Annotated in this window: 22 protein-coding genes; 5 read left to right on the top strand and 17 right to left on the bottom strand. The window is 60.3% G+C overall.

The genetic code is table 11. The features are described from left to right. Positions 1-54: 54 nt before the first annotated feature. From J3352_RS06375 to J3352_RS06320, 12 genes are all read right to left on the bottom strand, one after another. The gene (locus J3352_RS06375; RefSeq protein ID WP_156066467.1) at positions 55-564 is read right to left on the bottom strand and encodes a GNAT family N-acetyltransferase; all 510 of its coding nucleotides are present in this window, start codon (positions 562-564) and stop codon (positions 55-57) included. Positions 565-688: 124 nt separating this feature from the next. Beyond that, positions 689-1066 carry a helix-turn-helix transcriptional regulator gene (locus tag J3352_RS06370; RefSeq protein ID WP_207700495.1) on the bottom strand — a complete coding sequence of 126 codons (378 nt, stop codon included), beginning with the start codon at positions 1064-1066 and terminating at the stop codon, positions 689-691. A gap of 163 nt (positions 1067-1229) precedes the next feature. After that, positions 1230-1898 (bottom strand): phosphate signaling complex protein PhoU, encoded by a 669-nt coding sequence (gene phoU / locus J3352_RS06365; RefSeq protein ID WP_097773005.1) that lies wholly within the window; start codon positions 1896-1898, stop codon positions 1230-1232. A gap of 13 nt (positions 1899-1911) precedes the next feature. After that, on the bottom strand, positions 1912-2676 hold the full coding sequence (gene pstB, locus J3352_RS06360; RefSeq protein ID WP_097773006.1) for a phosphate ABC transporter ATP-binding protein PstB: 765 nt from the start codon (positions 2674-2676) through the stop codon (positions 1912-1914). A 141-nt stretch (positions 2677-2817) separates the two neighbouring features. Next, positions 2818-3675 (bottom strand): phosphate ABC transporter permease PstA, encoded by an 858-nt coding sequence (pstA, locus tag J3352_RS06355; protein WP_097773007.1) that lies wholly within the window; start codon positions 3673-3675, stop codon positions 2818-2820. Then, positions 3668-4567, bottom strand: coding sequence for a phosphate ABC transporter permease subunit PstC (gene pstC / locus J3352_RS06350; protein WP_097773008.1), 900 nt, complete (start codon positions 4565-4567; stop codon positions 3668-3670). Before pstC ends, pstA begins: the two co-directional genes overlap by 8 nt. A gap of 20 nt (positions 4568-4587) precedes the next feature. Then, complete coding sequence (locus J3352_RS06345) at positions 4588-5475, bottom strand: phosphate ABC transporter substrate-binding protein (protein WP_097773009.1); 888 nt, start codon at positions 5473-5475, stop codon at positions 4588-4590. A 213-nt stretch (positions 5476-5688) separates the two neighbouring features. Next, a complete protein-coding gene (locus tag J3352_RS06340) occupies positions 5689-6210 on the bottom strand; it encodes a twin-arginine translocation signal domain-containing protein (RefSeq protein WP_097773010.1) in 522 nt (173 codons plus the stop codon). Positions 6211-6384: 174 nt separating this feature from the next. After that, entirely contained in the window at positions 6385-6990 is a 606-nt protein-coding gene (locus J3352_RS06335; protein WP_097773011.1) for a GNAT family N-acetyltransferase, read from the bottom strand. Continuing rightward, a complete protein-coding gene (nagA, locus tag J3352_RS06330; protein ID WP_005928694.1) occupies positions 6987-8114 on the bottom strand; it encodes an N-acetylglucosamine-6-phosphate deacetylase in 1128 nt (375 codons plus the stop codon). Before nagA ends, J3352_RS06335 begins: the two co-directional genes overlap by 4 nt. Positions 8115-8249: 135 nt before the next feature. After that, positions 8250-8978 carry a glucosamine-6-phosphate deaminase gene (gene nagB, locus J3352_RS06325; protein WP_035393193.1) on the bottom strand — a complete coding sequence of 243 codons (729 nt, stop codon included), beginning with the start codon at positions 8976-8978 and terminating at the stop codon, positions 8250-8252. 199 nt (positions 8979-9177) lie between these two features. Then, complete coding sequence (locus J3352_RS06320; protein WP_156066334.1) at positions 9178-10650, bottom strand: PTS transporter subunit EIIC; 1473 nt, start codon at positions 10648-10650, stop codon at positions 9178-9180. A 315-nt stretch (positions 10651-10965) separates the two neighbouring features. Here J3352_RS06320 and prmA point away from each other — a divergent pair, with 315 nt between their 5' ends. Then, complete coding sequence (gene prmA, locus J3352_RS06315) at positions 10966-11880, top strand: 50S ribosomal protein L11 methyltransferase (RefSeq protein ID WP_156066332.1); 915 nt, start codon at positions 10966-10968, stop codon at positions 11878-11880. Between the two features lie 188 nt (positions 11881-12068). Beyond that, positions 12069-12812 (top strand): 16S rRNA (uracil(1498)-N(3))-methyltransferase, encoded by a 744-nt coding sequence (locus tag J3352_RS06310; protein ID WP_097769788.1) that lies wholly within the window; start codon positions 12069-12071, stop codon positions 12810-12812. 49 nt (positions 12813-12861) lie between these two features. On the opposite strand, the gene J3352_RS06305 is transcribed toward J3352_RS06310, so the two are convergent. Together J3352_RS06305 and J3352_RS06300 are read right to left on the bottom strand one after the other, a co-directional pair. After that, positions 12862-14472: a phosphoenolpyruvate--protein phosphotransferase gene (locus J3352_RS06305; protein WP_156066330.1), complete on the bottom strand. Its 1611-nt coding sequence runs from the start codon at positions 14470-14472 to the stop codon at positions 12862-12864. Beyond that, positions 14469-15641: a patatin-like phospholipase family protein gene (locus J3352_RS06300; protein ID WP_005928713.1), complete on the bottom strand. Its 1173-nt coding sequence runs from the start codon at positions 15639-15641 to the stop codon at positions 14469-14471. The genes J3352_RS06305 and J3352_RS06300 overlap by 4 nt, the downstream gene beginning before the upstream one ends. Positions 15642-15778: 137 nt before the next feature. On the opposite strand from J3352_RS06300, the gene J3352_RS06295 reads away from it, so the two are divergent. Further along, the gene (locus J3352_RS06295; protein WP_156066328.1) at positions 15779-16429 is read left to right on the top strand and encodes an HAD family phosphatase; all 651 of its coding nucleotides are present in this window, start codon (positions 15779-15781) and stop codon (positions 16427-16429) included. Between the two features lie 46 nt (positions 16430-16475). On the opposite strand, the gene J3352_RS06290 is transcribed toward J3352_RS06295, so the two are convergent. Further along, on the bottom strand, positions 16476-16928 hold the full coding sequence (locus tag J3352_RS06290; protein WP_156066325.1) for an Rrf2 family transcriptional regulator: 453 nt from the start codon (positions 16926-16928) through the stop codon (positions 16476-16478). A 128-nt stretch (positions 16929-17056) separates the two neighbouring features. Between J3352_RS06290 and J3352_RS06285 the strand changes: the two genes are divergently transcribed. Then, a complete protein-coding gene (locus tag J3352_RS06285) occupies positions 17057-17812 on the top strand; it encodes a 4Fe-4S binding protein (protein WP_156066323.1) in 756 nt (251 codons plus the stop codon). 6 nt (positions 17813-17818) lie between these two features. Here the strand turns inward: J3352_RS06285 and J3352_RS06280 are convergent, their stop codons facing one another. Continuing rightward, positions 17819-18541: a LytTR family DNA-binding domain-containing protein gene (locus J3352_RS06280; RefSeq protein ID WP_156066321.1), complete on the bottom strand. Its 723-nt coding sequence runs from the start codon at positions 18539-18541 to the stop codon at positions 17819-17821. A gap of 88 nt (positions 18542-18629) precedes the next feature. On the opposite strand from J3352_RS06280, the gene J3352_RS06275 reads away from it, so the two are divergent. Then, a complete protein-coding gene (locus tag J3352_RS06275) occupies positions 18630-19571 on the top strand; it encodes a glycosyltransferase (protein WP_223453372.1) in 942 nt (313 codons plus the stop codon). Between the two features lie 43 nt (positions 19572-19614). On the opposite strand, the gene J3352_RS06270 is transcribed toward J3352_RS06275, so the two are convergent. Next, on the bottom strand, positions 19615-21414 hold the full coding sequence (locus tag J3352_RS06270; RefSeq protein ID WP_156066317.1) for an aminopeptidase P family N-terminal domain-containing protein: 1800 nt from the start codon (positions 21412-21414) through the stop codon (positions 19615-19617). Between the last annotated feature and the right edge of the window lie 33 nt (positions 21415-21447).

Below are 21447 nucleotides of genomic sequence, written 5' to 3'. Positions count from 1 at the left end.
ACCGCATAAAAACAGCGCCGCTCCATCGTTTGTGGGGCGGCGCATTTTTGCGGTTCAATCCCGGCGCAAAGGCAGGGTAAGGGACATTTTCTGGTAGGCAATGCGGGGCGTGCCATCCTCCACATGGATGATGCCGCACTTGGTAAAGCCGTTTTTTTCCAGCAGGTGCTGCATGATCTTGTTGTCGGCGTGGGTGTCGGCCCGCAGGCTCTCGCAGTGCTCCAGACACCAGGTGATCACAGCGGCGGCAACGCCGGGGTGCCTGCCCGCCGAAGCCAGCCGGTGGATGGTGCCGTAGGGCAGGGTATCGTTCAGCCACTTGCCATCCTCGATCCGGGCATAGGTGGGGTCCGGGCCAAGGATAAAGGCAAACACGCCCTCCAGCTCGCCGTTGACAAGGTAGAGGAACAGCCGGTTGGAATCAATGTCCTCTTCCAGCAGCTCCTGCGGCGGGAAATGATCTCCCCACTGGGTGGGGTTGCCGGAATCCGCCATCGCCTGCCGGGCGCGGGCATAAATTTTCAGGATCGCATCCAGATCTGCACGTCTTGCTCCACGAAACATCTTCATCCAACCTCTCTTCCGGCAGGCCGCTGCCCGCCCTGATCGTTCTGCTTTAATATAACACAAAACGGCCCTCTCCGTCAAAGCCTGCTGCAAAGGCGGAGAGGGTCGTTCACTGATGCACTTATGTGCGCTGGCTGCGTGCCCGGCGGTACTCCCGGGGGCTCTGGCCATACCGCTCATGGAACAGGCGGTAGAAGTAGCTGGTGTTCTCGTAGCCCACCTGGGTGATGATCTGCTGGATGTTCAGGTCGCTGCGGCGCAGCAGGCGGGCGGCGGTCTCCATCCGGTGCTTCTGCAGCAGCTCCTTATAGGTCTTTCCGGTCTGGGCCCGGACGCACTCGCTGACATACGCCAGCGAAACGCCGTATCTGCGGGCCACATTGGAAAGGCTTGCTTCGCGGTAATTCTGGGTGATCTCCTGTAATGCCGCCTGGACCAGCGCTTCGCGGCTGACCGCCTCGCCGCGCGTTTCCAGCGGGAAATTCTTGGTCTGTACCATAGCGTAAAACCCTCCGTTGCGGCAGCGGCGGGCGGGGACAGGGGGATGCCGGACACCCGCCGCAGCCAGTTCATCAGGCTTTCTGGGGAAGCCTTTCTGCCTATAATACGGGCGGGGCACAGAAATAATTGCAGAAAGCTCAAATTTTTACAGAAACAAGAGATCAGAACATATTTTCGTTATGATAACGCCCGCTGCGGACGAACTCCACCCACTCGGCCAGGTTCACGGCGTGGTCGCCGATGCGCTCCAGATATTTGATGACCATGAGCAGATCCAGGGCGGCATCCACCTTGCCGGGGTCGGCGGCGATCTCCTGCGCCAGCGTATGCTTGATGGCGTTGAAATCGTAGTCCACCTCATCGTCGGCAGCAATGACCCTGAGGGCGGCCTGCTCGTCCTCAGAGGTCAGGGCATTCAGGGCATCCTGGATCATCTTGTGCGCCTTCTGGCCCATCTTGATAGCCTGGCTCACAGCAGGGTCACCCTCCTTGCGGACAGTAACCAGATGGGGGATGATCTCCGCGATATCGGAGGCATGGTCGCCGATGCGCTCCACATCCGTGACCACCTTCATGGTGGTGGAGATGCGGCGCAGGTCGCCTGCCACCGGCTGCTGGCGGAGCAGCAGGGTCATGCAGCGGTGCTCAATGTCCCGCTCCATGTTGTTGATGCGGCCATCGCCCTGCGCCACGGCGGCGGCAGCCTCGGCATCGGCGGTGCAGAGGGCTTCCATTGCAGCTTCCACGGCATCGGCAGCGCTCTGACCCATCTCGGTCAGGGCCGTTTTCAGGGCGGCAAGGTCATTTTCGTATTGTGTACGGTTGCTCATTGCGTTTTTCTCCTTAGCCGAACCGGCCCGAAATGTAATCCTCGGTGCGCTTATCCTGCGGGGTGCTGAAGATCTGTGCCGTGGGGCCGGCTTCCACCAGCTCGCCCAGCAGGAAGAAGGCGGTGCGGTCGCTGATACGGGCTGCCTGCTGCATGTTATGGGTCACGATGACCACAGTGTAGTTCTTTTTCAGCTCGCTCATCAGCTCCTCCACCTTCATGGTGGAGCCGGGGTCCAGGGCGCTGGTGGGCTCATCCATCAGCAGGACTTCGGGCTTGACAGCCAGGGCGCGGGCAATGCACAGGCGCTGCTGCTGGCCGCCGGAAAGACCCAGAGCGCTCTTTTTCAGGCGGTCCTTGACCTCGTTCCAGAGGGCGGCACCCTTCAGGGAGCTTTCCACCAGCTCGTCCAGCTCTGCCTTATTGTGCACACCGTGCAGCCTGGGGCCGTAGGTGATGTTATCGTAGATGCTCATGGGGAAGGGGTTGGCCTTCTGGAACACCATGCCCACCCGGCGGCGCAGCTCAGTAGGCTGCATCTCGCGGGCAAAGATGTCCTGCCCTTTCAGGCGGACATCGCCCTCGATGCGGACCCCGGGCACAAGGTCGTTCATCCGGTTCAGGGTCTTCAGGAAGGTGGACTTGCCGCAGCCGGAGGGGCCGATAAGGGCCGTGATCTCCCGCTCGCCCATGTCCAGCGAAATATCTTTCAGCGCCTTGAAATCCCCGTACCAGAGGTTCAGGTTTTTGGCTGTGAGAATGGGTGATACGTTTTCCATAGTTTTCCTCTTGTATTGACTCCCTCAGTCGCGGCTATGCCGCGCCAGCTCCCTCTGAGAGGGAGCCTTTTGCGTTGCGGGCAGGATAAGCCTCCCTCCGTGAGGGAGGTGGCATCGCGCAGCGATGACGGAGGGAGTTATTTACTGCTTCTGTTTCAGTTTGGTTTTGGCCAGCCGGGCTGCCAGATTGATGGCAAGCACCAGCACCAGCAGCACTGCACCAATGGCCCAGGCGGAGTCGAAATCGCCATCCTCAAAGGCACGGAGGTAGAGCAGCACCGACAGGGTGGCACCGTTGGAGGTATAGGCCTTGAACACGCCGTTGGCAATGACCTCGGCGGCACCGGCGGTGAAGAGCAGCGCGGCGCTTTCGCCCACGATGCGGCCCACGGCCAGGATGCAGCCGGTCACGATGCCGTCGATGCTGCAGGGCAGCACGATGGTGCGGATGATGTGCCATTTGCCCGCGCCCAGACCCAGCGCACCCTCACGGTAGCCCTGGGGCACCGTTTTCAGGGATTCCTGGGTGGTGCGGATGATGGTGGGCAGGTTCATGATCACCAGCGTCAGGCTGCCGGAGAGCAGGCAGGTCTGGAAGCCCAGTGTCTGGGCGAACACCAGCATACCCACCAGACCGTAAATGATACTGGGGATGCCTGCCAGCGTCTCGTTGGTGAACTCGATCACCGAAATGACCTTGCGGTTCTGGGCGTACTCGGTCAGGTAAACGGCCGCGCCCACACCCAGCGGCAGTACGATCAAAAGCGTCAGCAGGATGACATACAGCGTGTTGAGGATCGCAGGCAGGATGCCGTCCGTGCCCTTCAGCACACTGGCGGTGGTGGTCAGGAATTTCCAGCTGATGTGCGGGATGCCGCGCACCAGCACCATGCCCAGAATGCCCGCCACCAGTACGATGACCAGCACAGCCGAGGCCCAGACCAGAGCGTTCATCACGCGGTTCCAGGTGCGGCGGGAGGCAGAAGCACTGTTATTCATCGCGCTTTCCTCCCTTCAGCACCACATTGAGCAGGATATTGATGCCCATGATAAAGACGAACAGCACCAGCGCAATGCTGAACAGCGCCTGTTTCTGCAGGCCGCTGGCGTAGCTCATCTCCTTGGCAATGGCGGTGGTCAGGAAGGTGACGCTGCGGAACAGGCTGTCCGGCATGTTGGGGCTGTTGCCAGCCACCATCATCACGGCCATGGCCTCGCCGATGGCGCGGCCGATGCCCAGCACGATACCGGCGGCAATGCCGCTCCTGGCAGCGGGGACGCTGACCTTGAACCAGGTCTCGGCATCCGTTGCGCCCAGAGCCAGGCTGCCCTGCTCATACTCCGGCGGCACAGCGTTGAGCGCTGTGACCGACACCGACACGATGCTGGGCAGGATCATCACCGCCAGCACCACGATGGCGCTCAGCAGGCAGGCACCGGAGGCCTTGCCAAAGGTCTTGGCCACGGCGGGCACCAGCACCTGCATGCCCAGCAGGCCGAATACCACGCTGGGGATGCCGCTCAGCAGCTCAATGGCGGTCACGACCACGGTGCGCACCTTCGGGCCTGCGGCTTTGGAGAGGAACACCGCCGTCAGCAGGCCGATAGGCACACCGATCACGGTGGCACCCAGCGTGCCGTAAACGCTGGACAGGATGAAGGGCAGGATGCCGTAGGCCGGGTCGGCAGCGGTGGAAGCCCACCGGGTGCCAAACAGGAACCGGAACAGCCCGATCTTCTGGATGGCAGGCACACCGGAGAGGACCATGTACACCGAGATCAGGAGCACACAGCCCACCGCCAGAATGCCGCAGAGGAAGAAGATGAAGTTCATCACCGCTTCCAGCCACTCAGCAGGGGTTCTGGGGAGAGAAATCTTTTTGTTGTTCATAGCATCATTGCTTTCCGCAATTACTCATTCACAGGAACAGCACCGGCAGTGCGGATCAGGTCAGCAGCATCGGCACTGGTGGCAAAGTCGAAGAAAGCCTGTGCCTGCTCAGACAGGGTGACAGACTTGTTGGTGACGAACACGAAGGGACGCTGCACCTCGTAGCTGCCGTCCTTGACGGTATCCTCGCTGCACTCCACGCCGCCAACGGTGACCATCTTCACGGTGTCGCCCACAGCGGACAGGGAAGCGTAGCCGATGGCCAGAGGGTTGGCCTCCACAGCGCTGATGACAGCGCCGGTAGCGGTCAGCTCCTGCGCGTACTTGCAGCTGTCCTTGACATCCACGATGCTCTCAAAGCCATCACGGGTGCCGGAGCCAGCCTCACGGCCGATCAGAACGATCTCGCCGTCGTCGCCGCCGACCTCAGACCAGTTGGTGATCTCGCCGGTGAACATCTGCTTGAGCTGGTCAACGGTCAGGTCCTCCACCTTGCTTGCATTGTTGACGATGATGGCAATGCCGTCCAGAGCGATGGTGGTGCCCTCCACATCAGCCTTCTCGTCGTCCTTCAGGGCACGAGAGGACAGGCCGATGTCCAGGGTCTTATCGGTAGCACCGGTGATGCCTGCGCCGGAACCGGTGGGGTCGTAGCTGACAGTGACACCCGGCTCAACCTCGGCAAAGCCTTCGGTCAGGGCAGCGATGACGTTCTTCATGGAGGTGGAACCACCGGTAGCAACGTTGCCGGACAGGGCAGCAGCGGTGGAAGAAGCAGTGGAGCCTGCAGCGGCAGAGGTAGAAGAAGCTGCAGCAGAGGAAGCAGAACCGCCGCAGGCGGTCAGGGCAGCAGCGGCAGCAACTGCACCGCAGACAGTGAGAAACGAACGACGCGTGATCTTTTTCATAATATTTGTCCTCCAAACATCCGGGCTTTCCGTTCCCGGCTCTTGTTTTCGTGTTTTCCTTGGGTACGGCACTATTGTATCCCAGTCGGTAAGCCGCTTCGACCACAAGCGGGAAAAATCGAGGTAAATTGTTTGGACATGTTTTTGCTCCAATGTAAAATTTGGGCGCAAAAAAGCCCGGGGTGCGGGTGCACCTCGGGCTTTTGGGGGATATTAGACTTTATCGACAGCGGAGACTGTCACTTTGCCGTCACTCGTCAGAGCAAACTCAGCATTCTTGCCCTGCAAGGTCACATACAGCTTGAACGGCGTGCCCTTCTTAAAGGTCTCGTAGTCGCTGACCGATGCCTTGAACTGCGGCACGACGGTTTTGCTGAACGCACCGGCGGTTTTCACCAGAACGTCTGTCTTGTTCTGGAGCTCCAGCTCGTTCTTGTCGATCTTGGCGTGGAACACTTTTATGAACGCATCTCCTACAAGGCCGCTGCCATTGTACTTGATGCGTACATTGGGTTTGCAGAGATAACTTTTGGCGTTTTCATCGCCAACCACTTCGTCGCCGGTCAACACCATATCCGCGGCTACCGTCACTTCAAACTCACCCAGCCCGATGGTTGCGGACGGGATCTCGCTGCCGCCCCCATCGCAGCCGGTGAGGACACCAGCGGCAGAAGCGGCCAGCACAGCGGCGGCAGATGCTTTCAGAAAATCACGGCGGGAAAAAACATTGCGCATCAGAAATTTCTCCCATTTCAGATCTGGTTTATTCCTATCACCATAGTACCATATTTACCCAGACTGTCAAGGGACAGAATTCAACCCCTCAGTCTCGCTGCGCTCGCCAGCTCCCCTCATAGGGGAGCCCTTGGCATATCGGGAAAGTCTGCACGGATGGACAAAGCACCGTCGTTAAAGCTCGACCTCCACGCCATCGGGGCGGTAGAAGGTGACGTTCCTGCGCCACTGGGGCTCGCCCATGGTGCGGCGGTAGCAGTCTGCCAGCTGCCGCACGGCTTCCTCGGGGCTGCGCACCTTTCCGCCGCAGCAGGGGAGCACCAGCACCCGGAACCAGGCATCAAAGAGATGCTCTGTCCAGCCGGTGTCCTTGGCCCCGCACCGGGCGTAAAAGCCCAGGCGGCGCACAGCCATGGCCTCGTCCTCCGCTTTTTCAGGGCACTCCGCTTCAATGAGGATGGCCTGCGCGCCCTTCTCGTGGTCAGGCAGGGCGGCCAGCAGAGCGGCTCCGATGCCGCCGGCCCGATACTGGGGCAGAACGGCAAAGTAGTCCAGCTGGCTCACCTCACAGCCCACGGGCCGCACCATCAACAGATACGCCACCAGCGCGTCGTCCTCATACACGCCCCAGGTGTGGGCGGTACCGGCGGCCTCGCTGTTCAGGATCATGCTCAGGGGCTTCAGCTCTCCGGCAGGAAAATCCCGGCGCATCTCGTTCAGGTAAACGTTCGTCAGCTCTTCGGCGGTCAGCAGCCGCCAGGTCAGGCTCTCGGGGTTCATACGATACGGGTTCCTTTCTGGTAGACAGCCTGAATATTCAGTTCCTTGTCCGCCAGGATCACATTGCCGTAGCGGCCTGCAGCCAGACTGCCGTAATCATTGTCGATGCCAATGCTCTTGGCGGGGTTTTCGCTGGCGGCGCGGACAGCGCTTTCCAGCGGGACGTTCATCTCCAGCACGGCACGCTTCATGCAGTCGTACAGGCAGGTGGCACTGCCCGCAATGGTGCCGGGGTGCTCGGTCAGGGTGGCGCGGGGGCCGCTGACCGTGACCGCCTGACCGCCCAGGCTGTACTGGCCGTCGGGCAGGCCGCAGGCCATCATGCTGTCGGCGATCAGGATGACATGGTCATCCCCGAAGGTGTTGAAGGTGAACCGCACCATGGCCGGGTGGATGTGAACGTTGTCGGTGATGAGCTCCACCTCCGCGCCCCGTTCCAGCGCCGCAATGATGGGGCCAGGCTCCCGGTGGGTGATACCGGGCATGGCGTTGTACAGGTGGGTCATGTGGGTCGCGCCTGCGTCAAAGGCGGCGTTGGCGGTGTCGTAGCTGGTGCAGGTGTGGGCAATGGAGATCCGCACCTCGTCATGGCAGGCAGCAATGAACTCCAGCGCACCCGGCTCCTCCGGGGCGATATCCACCAGCTTGATCAGGCCGTTTGCCCGCTTCTGCAGGCGGCGGAACATGGCAACATCCGCCTTGTGGAGATACTCCGGGTTCTGGGCACCCACCTTGTTGGGGCTGATGAAGGGGCCCTCCATGTTGATACCCACAAGGTCTGCGCCTCTGCCGTTTTGATGGGCGGCGGCAGCATCCATCACGCCGTTCAGGATCTCTTCCGAGAAAGTCATAGTGGCGGGGCAGATGGCCAGCACACCCTTACCGGCCTCAAAATCGGCCAGGGTCTGGATGGCTTCTTCATTGCCGTCACAGAAATCCTTGCCCATGGCACCGTGGAAGTGGATATCCACCAGGCCCGGCAGAGCGTAAGCGCCCTTGGCATCCACGATCTCTTCGCCTTCCTCCGGCTGTGCAAAGGGCACGATGCGCCCCTCCCGGATGGTCAGGCTCCCCTCCTCAAAGGTGTGGCGGGGGGTATAAATCAGAGCATTTTTGATGATCATAGTATCGGTCTCCTAACCTCTCAGGCGCTTCGCGCCAGCTCCCCTGATAGGGGAGCCAAGTTCATGCTGTTACTTTCTTGCCTCTCCTACCAGGAGAGGTGGCATCGCGTCAGCGATGACGGAGAGGTTCTGTAATTACAGCAGGCTCAGTGCTTCCTCATCGGCCACAAGGATGCAGTCGGGGTGCATCTGCAGGATGGAGCCCGGGCACTCGGGGGTCACAGGGCCGGAGACGACCGCCTTGACTGCCTTTGCCTTTGCCAGACCGTTGGCCACCACCAGCACCTTGCGGGCCTGCATGATGGTCTTGATGCCCATGGTGTAGGCCTGCTTGGGCACCAGATCCTCGTTGCCGTCAAAGAAGCGCTTGTTGGCCTCGATGGTGGCAGGGGTCAGATCCACGCAGTGGGTCTCCAGCTCAAAGGCCTCGCCCGGCTCGTTGAAGCCGATGTGGCCGTTGGGGCCAAGGCCCAGCAGCTGCAGGTCGATGCCGCCCACGCTGTGGATGATCTCATTGTACTTTTTGCAGGCATCCGCAGCATCGGGGTTGGTGCCGTCGGGCAGGTGGATGGCCTCGGGGCGGATGTTGACCTTGTCAAACAGGTTCTTGTGCATAAAGCTCCAATAGCTTTCGGGGTGCTCCTTGGGCAGGCCGCGGTACTCGTCCAGATTGACGGTGGTGACCTCAGAGAAATCCAGGTCGCCCTTGTTGTACCAGTCCACCAGCTGAGCGTATGCGCCAACAGGGGTGCCGCCGGTCGCCAGACCCAGCACGCAGTTGGGCTTCATAATGACCTGTGCGGAGATGATGTTGGCAGCCTTGCGGGACATGTCCTTGTAATCTTTTGCACGAATGATCTTCATAATGGGGAACCTCCTGTTATTTTGCTTTGTTGTTTTCAGTATAGCATATTTTCCAGCCAAAAGGGTAGCCGGTTTGTGAACAAAACAAAATGCCGCCGAAAGCGGGGCGTAAACGCCCGCCCTCAGCGGCATTTTTACAGTTTGGGAACGGATGCGGAAGCAACCAGCCTTCCGCACGGAAACGTGCTCAGAAGGATGCTTACAGCATCTTCTTCAGCTCATCATACACGAACTGCACCTTGGTGCCGATGATGACCTGGCAGGTGGTCTTGTCGGGGCGGATGACACCGGCAGCACCGGCAGCCTTCACAGCCTTCTCATCCACAGCGGTGTAGTCCTTAATGGTGAAGCGCAGGCGGGTAGCGCAGTAGTCCACGCTGGAGACGTTCTCCTTGCCGCCGATGGCCTTCAGCACGCCAGCAGCAACCTCAGTATAGTTGTTGTTGGCCAGAACGACCTTCTTCTCAGCCTCTTCGGCATCCTCGTCCTCACGGCCGGGGGTCTTCAGGTCGAACTTGGTGATGGCGAAGTAGAACACGAAGTAGAACACCACGAATGCAGCGATGCCCAGAGGAATGATCATCCAGGTCTTAGCAGCTGCAGGCAGAGAAGCGGAGAACACCAGGTCGGTAGCACCTGCGGAGAAGCAGAAGCCAGCACGGAAACCGGAGTAGTAGGTGATGATGGTGAAGATGCCGTACAGAGCGGAGTACACAACGTACAGCGGGAAGCACAGGAACATGAAGCCGAACTCAAAGGGCTCGGTAACGCCGCAGACGAAGGCGCAGATAGCAGCGGACAGAACCAGACCGATGGCAGCCTTCTTGTTCTTGGCGGTACGGACCATGGCCAGTGCAGCACCGGCGATACCGAACATCATGCAGGGGAAGAAGCCGGACATGTACATACCCAGGCTCCAGCCCACGTCAGCAGAGGTCTCGCCTGCCCAGAAGTGGGACAGGTCGCCCAGGCCGATGGTGTCGAACCAGAACACGTTGTTCAGAGCGTGGTGCAGGCCGGTGGGGATCAGCAGACGGTTCAGGAAAGCGTAGATGCCAGCGCCGATACCGTCCATGCCTTCGATGCCTCTGCCAATGGCGACCAGTGCATCGAAGATGACGGGCCAGACGAACAGCAGAGCGACAGAAACAACGATGGAGATCAGGCCGGTGGCGATTGCAACGAAGCGCTTGCCGGAGAAGAATGCCAGCCAGTCAGGCATCTGAGTGCTCTTGAACTTGTTGTAGCAGGCTGCACCCACCACAGCGGCCAGGATGCCGATGAAAGAGTTGCCGGCCACCTTCTGGAAAGCGATGTAGGTAGCGGTGCCCTCTTCCAGGGTGCGCACCATGCTGACCACGCCGGGGCTCAGCAGCTGCTGCATCATCAGGTAGCTGACCAGGCCAGCCAGACCAGCGGTACCGTCGTGGTCATCAGCCAGGCCAACGGCTGCGCCGATGGCGAACAGCCATGCCATGTTATCGATCAGAGCGCCGCCTGCCTTGACCAGCAGGAAGCCAACGGTGTAAGCTGCACCGGAAGTTGCAGCACCGGGGACACCCATGACACCCGGGGCCAGAGCATAGCCGAGACCCATCAGGATGCCGCAGATCGGCAGCACAGCGACGGGAAGCATCAGAGCTTTGCCCAGTTTCTGGAGATACTTCATCATAAGACACATTCCTCCTTAAAGAATGTTGTTGTTATGGATGCCTCTGGTTGCAGGCTGTCCATAATTGCGTAACAATATTTTAACACATCCTCCGAAAAAAAGAAATAGGGTCTGCGCCCGTTTTCGCAATTTTGCACCAAAAATCCTTGAATTTGCATCTTTCGTGAAAAACTTTTTGGAATTATTGCGCATTTCAGAGCAGGATCTTGAAAAAACTTTTCTTTTGCCCTTTCTCCTCAAACCGCTTGCATCCCGCGCCGGAATCGGGTACTATACTTATAAATAGAAAACACAAGACCCAGGGAGGTTCTTTTTATGGAATGGACTGATATCCGCCTGACCGTGGCCAAGGCCGATGCCGACAACGCCGAGGCTGTTGCCACCATGATCGCCGAAGGCGGCATCTATATCGAGGATTACAGCGACATCGAGCAGCAGGTGGCCGAGATCGCCCACGTGGATCTGATCGAGCAGGAGCTGCTGGACAAGCCCCGCGACACTGTGATCATCCACATGTATCTGGAGCCGGGCGCTTCCCCCGTGGAGACGCTGGCCCTCATTCAGGCCCGGATGGAAGCGGCAGGCATCGCCTACACCGTGGAGACCGAGGGCGTGGAGCAGGAGGACTGGCAGAACGGCTGGCGCAAATACTACCACCCCATGGACATTGGCAAACGGCTGGCCATCGTGCCCTCCTGGCAGGAGTACGACACCGACCGCGTCAAGCTGATCCTTGACCCCGGCCTTGCCTTTGGCACCGGCGGCCACGAGACCACCAGCCTCTGCCTGGAAGCGCTGGACGAGCGGGTCAGGGGCGGTGAGCGGGTGCTGGACATCGGCACCGGCAGCGGCATCCTTGCCATTGCCGCCCTCAAGCTGGGCGCAGGCAGTGCCGAGGGCGTGGACATCGACCCCGTGGCTGTGCGCACCGCAGGCGAGAATGCTGCCCTGAACGGCGTGGCCGACAAGCTGACCGTTCTGGTGGGCGACCTGTCCGACAAGGCCAGCGGCAGGTACGATATCATCACCGCCAACATCGTGGCAAACGCCATCATCAGCCTTGCCCCCGCCGTGCCCGGCCTGATGGCCGAAAACGCCGCCTTTATTGCCAGCGGCATCATCGACAGCCGCAAGGACGAGGTGATCGCCGCTCTGGAAGCCGCTGGCCTGATCGTGCAGGAAGTGAAGGAGAAGCGCGGCTGGGAGTGTATCGTCTGCAAAAAAGCGTAATTGCAGAAGCTTTCATGATTTCTTTCAGCTGGCTTGCCCTCTCCGTCACCTTCGGTGCCACCTCTCCCAAAGGGAGAGGCCTTGGCAAAAAGATGAAGTTTGCGTGGACTGCCAAAGGCTCCCACTTTGGGGGAGCTGGATTTGCGAAGCAAAGACTGAGAGGGCGAGGACGTTTAAGGAGAACCACTATGCCTCACCGTTATTTTACAACCGAAATCTCCAATGGCACCGCCACCCTGCGGGGGGCCGATGCCCATCATCTTTCCCGCGTGATGCGGGGCAAGCTGGGGGACACTGTCATCTTATGTGACGGCAACGCCGTGGAATACACCGCCACCATCACCGGCTTTGGGCCGGAGACGGTGGAGTTCAGCGTGGAGCCGGGCTATCCCAGCGCTGCCGAGCCCAGCGTGGAAGTGACCCTGTTCGTGGGTTACCCCAAGCAGGACAAGCTGGAACAGGTCATCCGCCACGGCGTGGAGCTGGGCTGCACCCACTTCGTGCCCTTCTTCAGCCGGTACTGCGTGGCCGCCCCCAAAAAGGAGGAGCAGAAAAACGAGCGCTACAACCGCATCGCCTTTGAAGCCGCCAAGCAGTGCGGCCGGGGCGTGCTGCCGGATGTCGCCCTGCCTCTGCCCAACTTCGGGGCCCTCTGCCGCAGCCTGGAAGGGTACGATCTCGTGCTCTTCTGCTACGAGCTGGGCGGCGCGCCTCTGCGCCAGCTGCTGGCAGACGCACAGCCTGCCGACGGCCAGCGGCTGAAGATTGCCCTCATCACCGGTGCCGAGGGCGGCTTTGCCGTGGAAGAGGCTGAAATGGCCGCCAATGCCGGTGTGAAAACGGTGGGCCTCGGCCCCCGCATCCTCCGGTGCGAGACCGCCCCGCTGGCGGTGCTCTCCGCCGTGATGACCCTGACTGGCAACTTGGAGTAATTTTTATTTCCACATAAACAAAAAGGACGGCGCATGCCGTCCTTTTTGTTTACTTTATTTTCGCGTTCATCAGCGCTTTTTTCACCTCAATGAGGTTTTGCGGGCTGACCGAGAAGCTCCGCAGGCCCAGCTGCAGATATTGCAGGGTGTTGGCCGGATTGCCCACCGCGCTGCCGCAGATGGTCACGGGGATCCCGCCCTCCCGGGCAGCCTCCACCACCATGCGGATGAGCTTTTTCATTGCGTGGCTGGCCGGGCGGTAGTAGCGCTCGGCAATGGAGATATCCCGATCCACCGCGTGGGTGTACTGGGTCAGGTCGTTTGTCTCGATGACAAAGAAATTGCACCCATGCTCCACGAATTCCTCAGCCGTCAGGCAGGCCGAGGGCACCCCGAACATCACGCCAAAGGGCGTGTCCGGGTCGAACTCCTCCCCGCGCTCCCGCAGCAGCTGGCGGCAGTGCGCTACCAGCCGCATGGCCTCATCCCAATCTTCGAGGTTGGTCACCATGGGGAACATGACCCGCAGGGGGCCGTGGGCTGCCGCCCGGAGCAGGGCGCAGATCTGCGTCTCAAACTGGTGGGTCTGGCGCAGGCTGCTGCGGATGCCCCGCAGGCCCAGCTTGGAGGATTCCAGCCCCCTATGGATATCGGCCATGGCGCGGTCCACACCAAAATCAAAGGTGCGCACCGTTACCACACCGCCCTTTGCGGCGGCAATGCAGGATTGATAGAACACGAACTGCTCCTGCTCGTCCACCGGGCGGCCCGGCAGCATCATATAGCCGCTGCGCAGCAGGCCCACGCCGGAAGCGCCTGCCTGCAGCGCCGATTCAATATCCTCCTGCCCGTAGCAGTTGGCCAGGAGCTCAAACGGCACATCATCCTTTGTCCGGTTGGGCAGGGCGCTGATGCGGGCGGCTTCCTCGCTCTCCCACTGCAGCTCACAGATGCGGCTGACCGCCTGCTGGCGGGTGTTGGCATCCGGGTCCAGGATGCACTCGCCGTTGTTGGCATCCAGCACCACGGTGCGGCCGTCGCAGTCGTCCAGAAACTCCCGTCCCACCTGCACCACGCAGGGAATGTGCATGGCCCGCGCAATGATCGCCGCGTGGCTCTGCTTATTGCCCTCCGAAGTGATGATGCCCAGGATCATCCCCGCCGGAACGCTGAACAGGTCGCTGGGCATCAGCATCTCTGCCGCCAGGATCACCGGGTGATCCAGCGCCAGCCAGACCCGGGGACGGTTGGTCAGCACATTCACCACGCGGCGGGCGGCATCCAGAATATCTGCACTGCGCAGCTGCATGTAGGCGTTGTCCTCCATGGCCGCAAGCTGCTCTGCATAGCGGTTGCCCGCACGGTACATGGCCTCGGCAGCGCTGATGCCCGCCTTGATCTGGAATTTGACCTCGTTCATAAAGCCTTCATCTTCCAGCATCATGCTCTGGAACAGGAAGATGGCCTGCTCCGTGGGGCCGCTGCGGTCTGCCATACCGTCCAGCTCACGCTGGGCTGTCCGGACAGCGTTTTCCAGCAGGCGCTGTTCCCGTTCCGCGTTGAACGGCCCGGCAGAAAAATTTTCGTGCCAGCGCTCCAACCGGCTCACCTTTCCCATCACAAGGCCCGGCGAGGCGCTGTGTCCCTGATAGACCTTCATTCCTCGATCACCTCCGGCAGTACCGGCCCGGTAAGGGCACGGCAGACCAATGCCTGTAAGAACGTATTGGGCAGCAGAGCGGCCCGTGCGGCCTGTGCCGCATTGCCGCTGCCCTCAAACAGGGGCGCAAAGCTCTCGATGCGCTCCCGGTCGCATTTTTCCAAAAAGGCTTCCGCCAGTGTCCGGGTGGTATAGAACACGGTGGGGTCCACGCCCGCATCCTCGGCGGCAGCTTCCAGCGGGGCCAGCTGGGCATCCTTCATGTTGGCCAGCAGCAGGGCCGCATCCGCTGTCAGGGTCACGGGGTATTTTTCCCGCACCGCCTTCTGCACCTGCTGGAATTTCCACGCAAAGGCGGCGGCATCCTCACAGCTCTCGGCGCTGGTGGAAACGGCATAGGCGCAGCCCCGCAGATATCCCATGGCGCGGCGGGTATCGTAGTAGCCCAGCTCCATGTTCCGTCTGGCGGTATCGGGGTCAAAGTGGAGGATGTCCCCCAGCTCCCAGTAGCTGCGGATCATGGTGGTGGGCAGGCCGGTGCGGTTGGGCAGGGTGATGCCCACCCCTTCCAGATCAACACAGACCAGTTCCTCCGCGCCCATCTTCTGGGCCAGCGCGGTGGGCATATTGTCCCGGTATCCGCCATCCAGGAACTGCACCCCGTCGATCTGCTTTGCCCGCAGGGCGGGGAAACAGGCGGCCGAGGCCAGCAGGTAATCCTTCACCTTGCCCGCCGGGATATCCTCCAGCGTCAGCTCCCGGGGCTTCAGCCCCCGCTTTTCCACGGTGACAAGGCCGAACCGGATGGGCGAAGCCCGCAGGGCATCCTCATCCAGCACCCGCTCCACGATCTCTTCCAGCGGGGTCACGTCCATGCCGCCGTCCCGCACCACTTCCCGCAGGAAGGCGTGCAGCTCAGAGAGGTCGGCGTTTTCCTCCGGCAGCTCCATCACGTCCTGGCTGCGGATGCTCATCCACATATCCCGGGCCGTTTCGTACAGGTCCAGCGCAAACATGGCACCGTTCAGGCTGCCCACACTGGTACCGGTGATGATCTGGGGTCGCCAGCCCAGCTCGGTCAGGGCACGCCACACACCCACCTGATAGCTGCCGCGCGCACCGCCGCCTGCCAGCACCAGTGCCTTGACCGGGGTATCATTCTGTGCCATCTGGAACGCCTCCTAGTCATTCTTTGGAAATCTGTCAGAAGTATACCATATTTTCCGGAAAAATTCTCCCTGTTTTTGGAACAAAATCCATGGTATAATTTTGTTAACTTGTGTGAAACGATGGTGGAGGTAAAACAATGCACTGTAACAACTGGATCTTTGATATGGACGGCACCCTGACCGACAGCATGACCGTGGTATGGGAGGGTGCGCCCGATGCCCTGCTGGCCCGCTATGGCCGCACCCCAAAATCTGACCTCCACAAAACGCTCCTGACCATGGGCATGGCCGATGGCGCGGCCTACCTCATCCGGGAGTATGACCTGCCCCTGAAAATGGAGGACTACAACGATGTGATGTGGGATGTTATCACCAAGCTCTACGAGACCGTGGAGCTCAAGCCCGGCGTGCGGGAGCTGCTGGCTCGCCTGAAGGCCGAGGGTGCCCGCATGTGCATCTGCTCCAACACCTGGAGCGCCCAGTGCCGCACCGTGCTCACCCGTTTGGGCATCGATGAATATTTCGACTTCTACGTGGAGGCACAGGGGGCGCTCCACAAGAGCAGGCCGGATGTATTTTTCCAGACCCTTACACGCCTGGGCGGCACTGACCCCGACCGGTGCGTTGTCTGTGAGGATTCCCTCTACGCCGCCCGCACCGCCCACGATGCAGGCTTCCGCGTCATCGGCATCGCCGATGCCGCCAGCAAGTCCGATGAGCCCGCCCTGCGGGAGGTCAGCGACCAGTTCCTGACCGACTGGACGGAGCTGGACTGGAATAAGGTATAAGGATACAGCAATAAAACCCCGCCAAAAAAGGCGGGGTTTTACATTTTCAGCTCTTCTTATTTTTTTCTTCTGCCAGAACCGCGTGATAATCAGACAAGATCTGTTCCAGCGTGATGGTTTTCATACTGGCGATCAAATTATTTTTCAACGTATCGTAGGTTTTGCCCAGCACATTGCCGATGTTCCGGCCCACCGGACAAAAGGGCGAAGGAGAACCATGGATCCCGATCATTTTATCAATTGCCTCCGGGTCTACGACGGAACAGATCCGATACAGATCGATCTTCTCCGGCGGCAGAGCAAGCGCCGCACCACCCGTGCCGGGCTTTACCGTGATGATCTCGTCTTTTTTCAGGGCACTGAGGATATTCCGAATGGTGACTGGGTTGCACCCTGTCGAGCATGAAAGCAGTTCACTGGTCACTTTTTCCCTTTCACCGTACTCTGAAAGAAAAATCAGACAGTGCACCGCAATGGAACATTTATTGCTGATGTGCATAGGCGCAGCCCTCCCTCTCTTATTTTATCGCATTTTCCTTTTGGTGTAAATATTGACACTACATCTTTTCAGTGGTATACTCCATTTTAAGATGTAGTTTTATTTTTTACATCAAGGAGGATTTTCTTATGAACTGCTTCCAACTCATTTTCAGCCCCACCGGCGGCACGGAACGTGCTGCAAAGGCGCTCACCGAGACCTGGCCGAATGTGCAGACCATTGACTTGTCCGCACAGAACTTTACCGCACCTGCCATTCCATTCAGCGCAGATGACCTCGTTCTGATTGCGATGCCAGCTTTTGAGGCCATGGCACCTCAGCCCGCTCTGGACCGTCTGGCGCTCTTACAGGGCCATGGTGCCCGCTGCGCCCTGGCGGCGGTTTACGGCAACCGTGCCGTTGATAACACCCTTGCCCAGATGGAAGACTATGCCCGGAACGCCGGGTTCCAGCCCATTGCCACAGTTTCTGCCGTTGCGGCACACAGTCTGCTGCCTGAATTTGCCGCCGGCCGTCCGGACGATGCCGATTGCCAGCAGCTGACCGCTTTCGGCAAGCAGATCCTCGAAAAATTCACTTCCGGCTCCGATACCTGCCCGCCAATTCCCGGAGAGCATAACTGCAAAGCGAAGCGGGCCGGGCTGATTCCCACTGTCAATGCCAATTGCACTTCCTGCGGACTCTGTGCACGGGAATGCCCCGTGGGAGCCATCTCCTACGATAACTTCACCGTTACCGATCCGTCCAAGTGCATTACCTGTATGCGTTGTGTTTCCCGCTGTCCGGTTCACGCCCGGTCTGTGGATGCCGCCATTGTCGCACAGGTGACCGATTTTCTGAGAGCCCGCTGCTCCGACCGCAAAGAAAACGAGCTGCTCCTGTAAGACACCTCACCCTTCCAGAAACGCCCGGAACGCCGCCCTTACAGCGGGCTCACGCCCCCGGGGGATGGGCACCCGTGCCCCGCTGCGCATCCAGAGCTCCCCGGAGGAGAGCTGAGCGGCGGCGGCAAGGTTGACCACATAGGAGCGGTGGGGCTGCAGAAAACGGGCATCGGCCAACAGGGGCTTTGCCACCTCGGAAAAGGGGACCCGCAGGGAGAGGGAGGCCACATCCTCGCCGCTGGCAAGGTGGTAGTGCACCACATGGTGGGTGCACTCCAGATACTCGATGTCCGCAAAGGGCAGGGCCCGCAGACCCATGGCCGTGGCGACCGGGATGACTGGGCCGTATTCCGGCTCGGTGGCCCGGTCCAGCAGGGCCGTCAGCTGCTCCGGACGGAACGGGATATGCAGGTACTGCATCGCGTCCACCCGGAACGCTTCGTAGGCATAGGCCGTGGTGTGGGCCAGAAAGGCCAGCGGGGCCCGCACACCCCGGCGGCGCAGCTCTGCAGCCGCCTGCAGGCCGCCGCACGGGTTGGCGGCAGGCAGCTCAATGAGGTAGAGCTCGTACCGGGAGCCCGCTTCCTCTTGTTGCAGCAGGGCCGCTGTGCTTTCCAGCTGCTCCACGATGCAGGCATCGGCCCGGCGGGCATAATATTCCATGCAGTGGCGCTGCACCCGGCCCCGCAGCACAGGGTCCGGGCTGCACACCGCAATGTGAAAGATCATATCCGCTCCTCCTTTCTCTCTGCACAGCGCTTGATTTTTGCGCCATGAGGGAGTATTATGGACGAAAAAAGAAATGAGGGACACCGCCATGGATCAGCCGCTCGTCAGCATCATCCTGCCCGTATACAACGCTCAGAATCATCTGGCCCGCTGCATCGGCAGCATCCTGAACCAGACCTATAAAAACATCGAACTCATCATCCTGAACGATGGCTCCAAGGATCACAGCCTGCCCGTGTGTGAGGAGTTCCGCGCCAAGGACAGCCGCATCGTGCTGGTGGACAAGGAGAACTCCGGTGTGTCCGACACCCGCAACCTGGGCCTGAAGCTGGCCGGGGGCGAGTATGTCCAGTTCGTGGATAGCGACGACTACATCGACCCGGACTTCACCCAGCATCTGGTGGAAGCCGCCGAGACGCACCACGCAGACCTTGTGATTGCGCCATACAAGATGGTGATCCCCGCCGGGGCCACAAAGCCCGAGCAGGTGCTGGAAAAGCTGGAGGACAATCTGGGCGTGATGAGTGTTGCCCGGCCCCCTGAGGTGCGGGAATACGGTTTCCTGCCCGCCGGGGTCTACGACAAGGACACCTTTGCCCTGCGGCTGATGGACAAGCCTGCCTCCTACTTTTACAGCGTGCTCTGGAACAAGCTCTACCGCCGCATCCTGCTCACCGGCAATGACATCCAGTTCACCAGCGAGCTGAAATGGGCCGAGGATCTGGTGTTCAACATGCAGTATATCCAGTATGCCGAGACCTTTGTCTCCATTGACAAAGCCGGTTACTACTACGTCCAGAATCCCCAGAGCATCTGCCACACCCAGATCAACCCGGCTTCCATCGTGCAGAACAAGATCCAGACGTTCCGGTATTATAAAGATCTCTACACCCGCCTTGGGATGTACGAGGAGGTGCGGCCCCAGCTGTATAAGTTCCTGGTGGATATCGCCGAGAGCACCTACCCCTCCGGCCCCTTCAAAAAGATCATTGAGGAAGCCAAGGAATATTGGAAAAACCGGAAAGAATAAACCAAAATCGGGAGACCCCCTGCGGGGTCTCCCTTTTTTGTGGTTATGCTCCGATGGCAGCGCACTTCTTTGCCAGCCAATCCCGCTCTTCTTCATTCAGGCGGGGAGCCAGCTTCTCAAACACTTCGCGGTGGTAGGCGTTCAGCCAATCCAGCTCGTCCCGGGTCAGGACACCGGGCACCACAGGAGAGGTGGCAATGGGCACAAAGGTCAGCGGACGGAAGGCCAGGAAGGTGCCGTACTGGTTGTCGGCCTTGTGGTAGCACTCCAGTTCGTTCTCAATGCGGATGCCCACCTGACCGGCCTCGTACACGCCCGGCTCATCGGTGATGATCATGCCCGGCCGGAACACCGTAGTGTTGCGGCCGTTCAGGGCGTGGGGACCCTCGTGGACGTTGCCCACAAAGCTGACGCTGTGGCCGGTGCCGCAGCGGTAGTTGATGAGGTGCTGCCACAGCGGCTCACGGGCGATGGTATCCAGCATGTGACCGTCGCAGTAGTTCAACCAGACAGCCTTTGCAATGTCGATGTGGCACTGCAGGGTCCAGGTGTAGAACAGCTTTTCGTCCTCAGTCAGTTCACCCAGCGGGTAGGTGCGGGTGATATCGGTGGTGCCGTCCAGATAGGTGGCACCGCTGTCCACCAGCAGGAAGCCCTTGCGCTCCAGCTTGGCATGGTCCTCCTCGGTGGCGTGGTAGTGCATCATGGCAGCGTTTCCACCGTAGGCGGCAATGGTGCCAAAGCTCTCCACGATGAATTTGTCCTGTGCGGAGCGGTACTTGTGGAGGATCTCGTCCACAGTCAGCTCGGTCAGCTCTTCCCCGGCAGCCAGACGCTCTTCCAGCTCCTTCTGGAACCGCACCATGGCAACCGCATCCCGCAGATGGGCTTCGCGGTCGTGAGCCAGCTCGACCTCATTCTTCACACCCTTCATGGGCAGCAGGGGGTCAGCCTCATCCTTCACGGTCAGGGCGGCGTTGTTCTGCAGGGTCTCGTAAACGGCAAAGTTCACGGATGCAGGGTCGGCCAGCACGGTCTGGGGCGCGGTCTCAGCGGCCAGGAACTTGAGCACGTCATCGTACTCCTGGATCTCCACGCCGTTGGCCTTGAGCTCTGCGGCAGCTTCCTCGCCCAGACGTGCAGTGTTGATGAAGAGCACCGCGCGCTCCGGGGTCACATAGCAGTAGGACATGGCATAGGGGGTGCACTGGATATCCATGGCGCGCAGGTTCAGCAGCCAGGCCAGATTATCCAGCTTGCCCACCAGCTGTGCGGTGCAGCCCAGCTCCTTGAGTTTGCCGCGCAGGCGCTCCAGCTTTTCGGCAGGGGAGAAGCCCGCATACTCCTTGGGCAGGATCCATGCCGGGGTGGCAGGCCGGGCGGGGCGGCCCTCGGTCCACAGCTCATCCTCAAGGTTCAGGGTCTTGATGGTGCCCTTCTTGGCATCCAGCTTCTTCTGCACGCCGCGCACCAGCCCGCAGGAAGCGGTCAGGCCGCACAGGCCCAGCACGCCGTTCTCAGGCAGCACCTTGCCGCAGTATTCCTCCACGGTGGGCACGCCCGGCTCACCCATCCGCATTAGCTGGATCTCGGTACCGGCGATCTCCTTCTCGGCCTGCACAAAGTAGCGGCCGTCTGCCCAGACAGCGCTCTCGGTGGGGGTGACGACGAAGTTGGAGTTTTCGCCGTGGAAGCCGGAGAAATAGGTCAGGGAGGTGTAATGGTCGGGCAGGTACTCGCTGGAATGCGGGTCACCCACCGGGATCAGATAAACGTCCACGCCGTTGGCCTTCATGGCAGCCCGCAGGGCAGCCAGACGCTCAGGAACCGTGTTCATGCTCATAATAAAAAGCCTTCTTTCTTCCATCTATCTGCC

This window comes from Faecalibacterium sp. Marseille-Q4164 (assembly GCF_017377545.1).
In the GTDB taxonomy this organism is placed as follows: domain Bacteria; phylum Bacillota; class Clostridia; order Oscillospirales; family Ruminococcaceae; genus Faecalibacterium; species Faecalibacterium duncaniae.
This window is presented reverse-complemented; position numbering and strand designations above follow the sequence as displayed.

Excerpts from the sequence above, each read along its gene's own strand:
- J3352_RS06280 (WP_156066321.1), bottom strand. The coding sequence starts at position 18,541 with ATGATCTTTCACATTGCGGTGTGCAGCCCGGACCCTGTGCTGCGGGGC.
- J3352_RS06270 (WP_156066317.1), bottom strand. The coding sequence starts at position 21,414 with ATGAGCATGAACACGGTTCCTGAGCGTCTGGCTGCCCTGCGGGCTGCC.
- J3352_RS06295 (WP_156066328.1), top strand. The coding sequence starts at position 15,779 with ATGCACTGTAACAACTGGATCTTTGATATGGACGGCACCCTGACCGAC.
- J3352_RS06290 (WP_156066325.1), bottom strand. The coding sequence starts at position 16,928 with ATGCACATCAGCAATAAATGTTCCATTGCGGTGCACTGTCTGATTTTT.
- J3352_RS06370 (WP_207700495.1), bottom strand. The coding sequence starts at position 1,066 with ATGGTACAGACCAAGAATTTCCCGCTGGAAACGCGCGGCGAGGCGGTC.
- J3352_RS06285 (WP_156066323.1), top strand. The coding sequence starts at position 17,057 with ATGAACTGCTTCCAACTCATTTTCAGCCCCACCGGCGGCACGGAACGT.
- J3352_RS06335 (WP_097773011.1), bottom strand. The coding sequence starts at position 6,990 with ATGAACCCCGAGAGCCTGACCTGGCGGCTGCTGACCGCCGAAGAGCTG.
- pstB (WP_097773006.1), bottom strand. The coding sequence starts at position 2,676 with ATGGAAAACGTATCACCCATTCTCACAGCCAAAAACCTGAACCTCTGG.
- pstA (WP_097773007.1), bottom strand. The coding sequence starts at position 3,675 with ATGAATAACAGTGCTTCTGCCTCCCGCCGCACCTGGAACCGCGTGATG.
- nagB (WP_035393193.1), bottom strand. The coding sequence starts at position 8,978 with ATGAAGATCATTCGTGCAAAAGATTACAAGGACATGTCCCGCAAGGCT.
- J3352_RS06345 (WP_097773009.1), bottom strand. The coding sequence starts at position 5,475 with ATGAAAAAGATCACGCGTCGTTCGTTTCTCACTGTCTGCGGTGCAGTT.
- J3352_RS06305 (WP_156066330.1), bottom strand. The coding sequence starts at position 14,472 with ATGAAGGTCTATCAGGGACACAGCGCCTCGCCGGGCCTTGTGATGGGA.
- J3352_RS06300 (WP_005928713.1), bottom strand. The coding sequence starts at position 15,641 with ATGGCACAGAATGATACCCCGGTCAAGGCACTGGTGCTGGCAGGCGGC.
- phoU (WP_097773005.1), bottom strand. The coding sequence starts at position 1,898 with ATGAGCAACCGTACACAATACGAAAATGACCTTGCCGCCCTGAAAACG.
- J3352_RS06320 (WP_156066334.1), bottom strand. The coding sequence starts at position 10,650 with ATGATGAAGTATCTCCAGAAACTGGGCAAAGCTCTGATGCTTCCCGTC.
- J3352_RS06310 (WP_097769788.1), top strand. The coding sequence starts at position 12,069 with ATGCCTCACCGTTATTTTACAACCGAAATCTCCAATGGCACCGCCACC.
- J3352_RS06375 (WP_156066467.1), bottom strand. The coding sequence starts at position 564 with ATGTTTCGTGGAGCAAGACGTGCAGATCTGGATGCGATCCTGAAAATT.
- prmA (WP_156066332.1), top strand. The coding sequence starts at position 10,966 with ATGGAATGGACTGATATCCGCCTGACCGTGGCCAAGGCCGATGCCGAC.
- nagA (WP_005928694.1), bottom strand. The coding sequence starts at position 8,114 with ATGATCATCAAAAATGCTCTGATTTATACCCCCCGCCACACCTTTGAG.
- J3352_RS06275 (WP_223453372.1), top strand. The coding sequence starts at position 18,630 with ATGGATCAGCCGCTCGTCAGCATCATCCTGCCCGTATACAACGCTCAG.
- J3352_RS06340 (WP_097773010.1), bottom strand. The coding sequence starts at position 6,210 with ATGCGCAATGTTTTTTCCCGCCGTGATTTTCTGAAAGCATCTGCCGCC.
- pstC (WP_097773008.1), bottom strand. The coding sequence starts at position 4,567 with ATGAACAACAAAAAGATTTCTCTCCCCAGAACCCCTGCTGAGTGGCTG.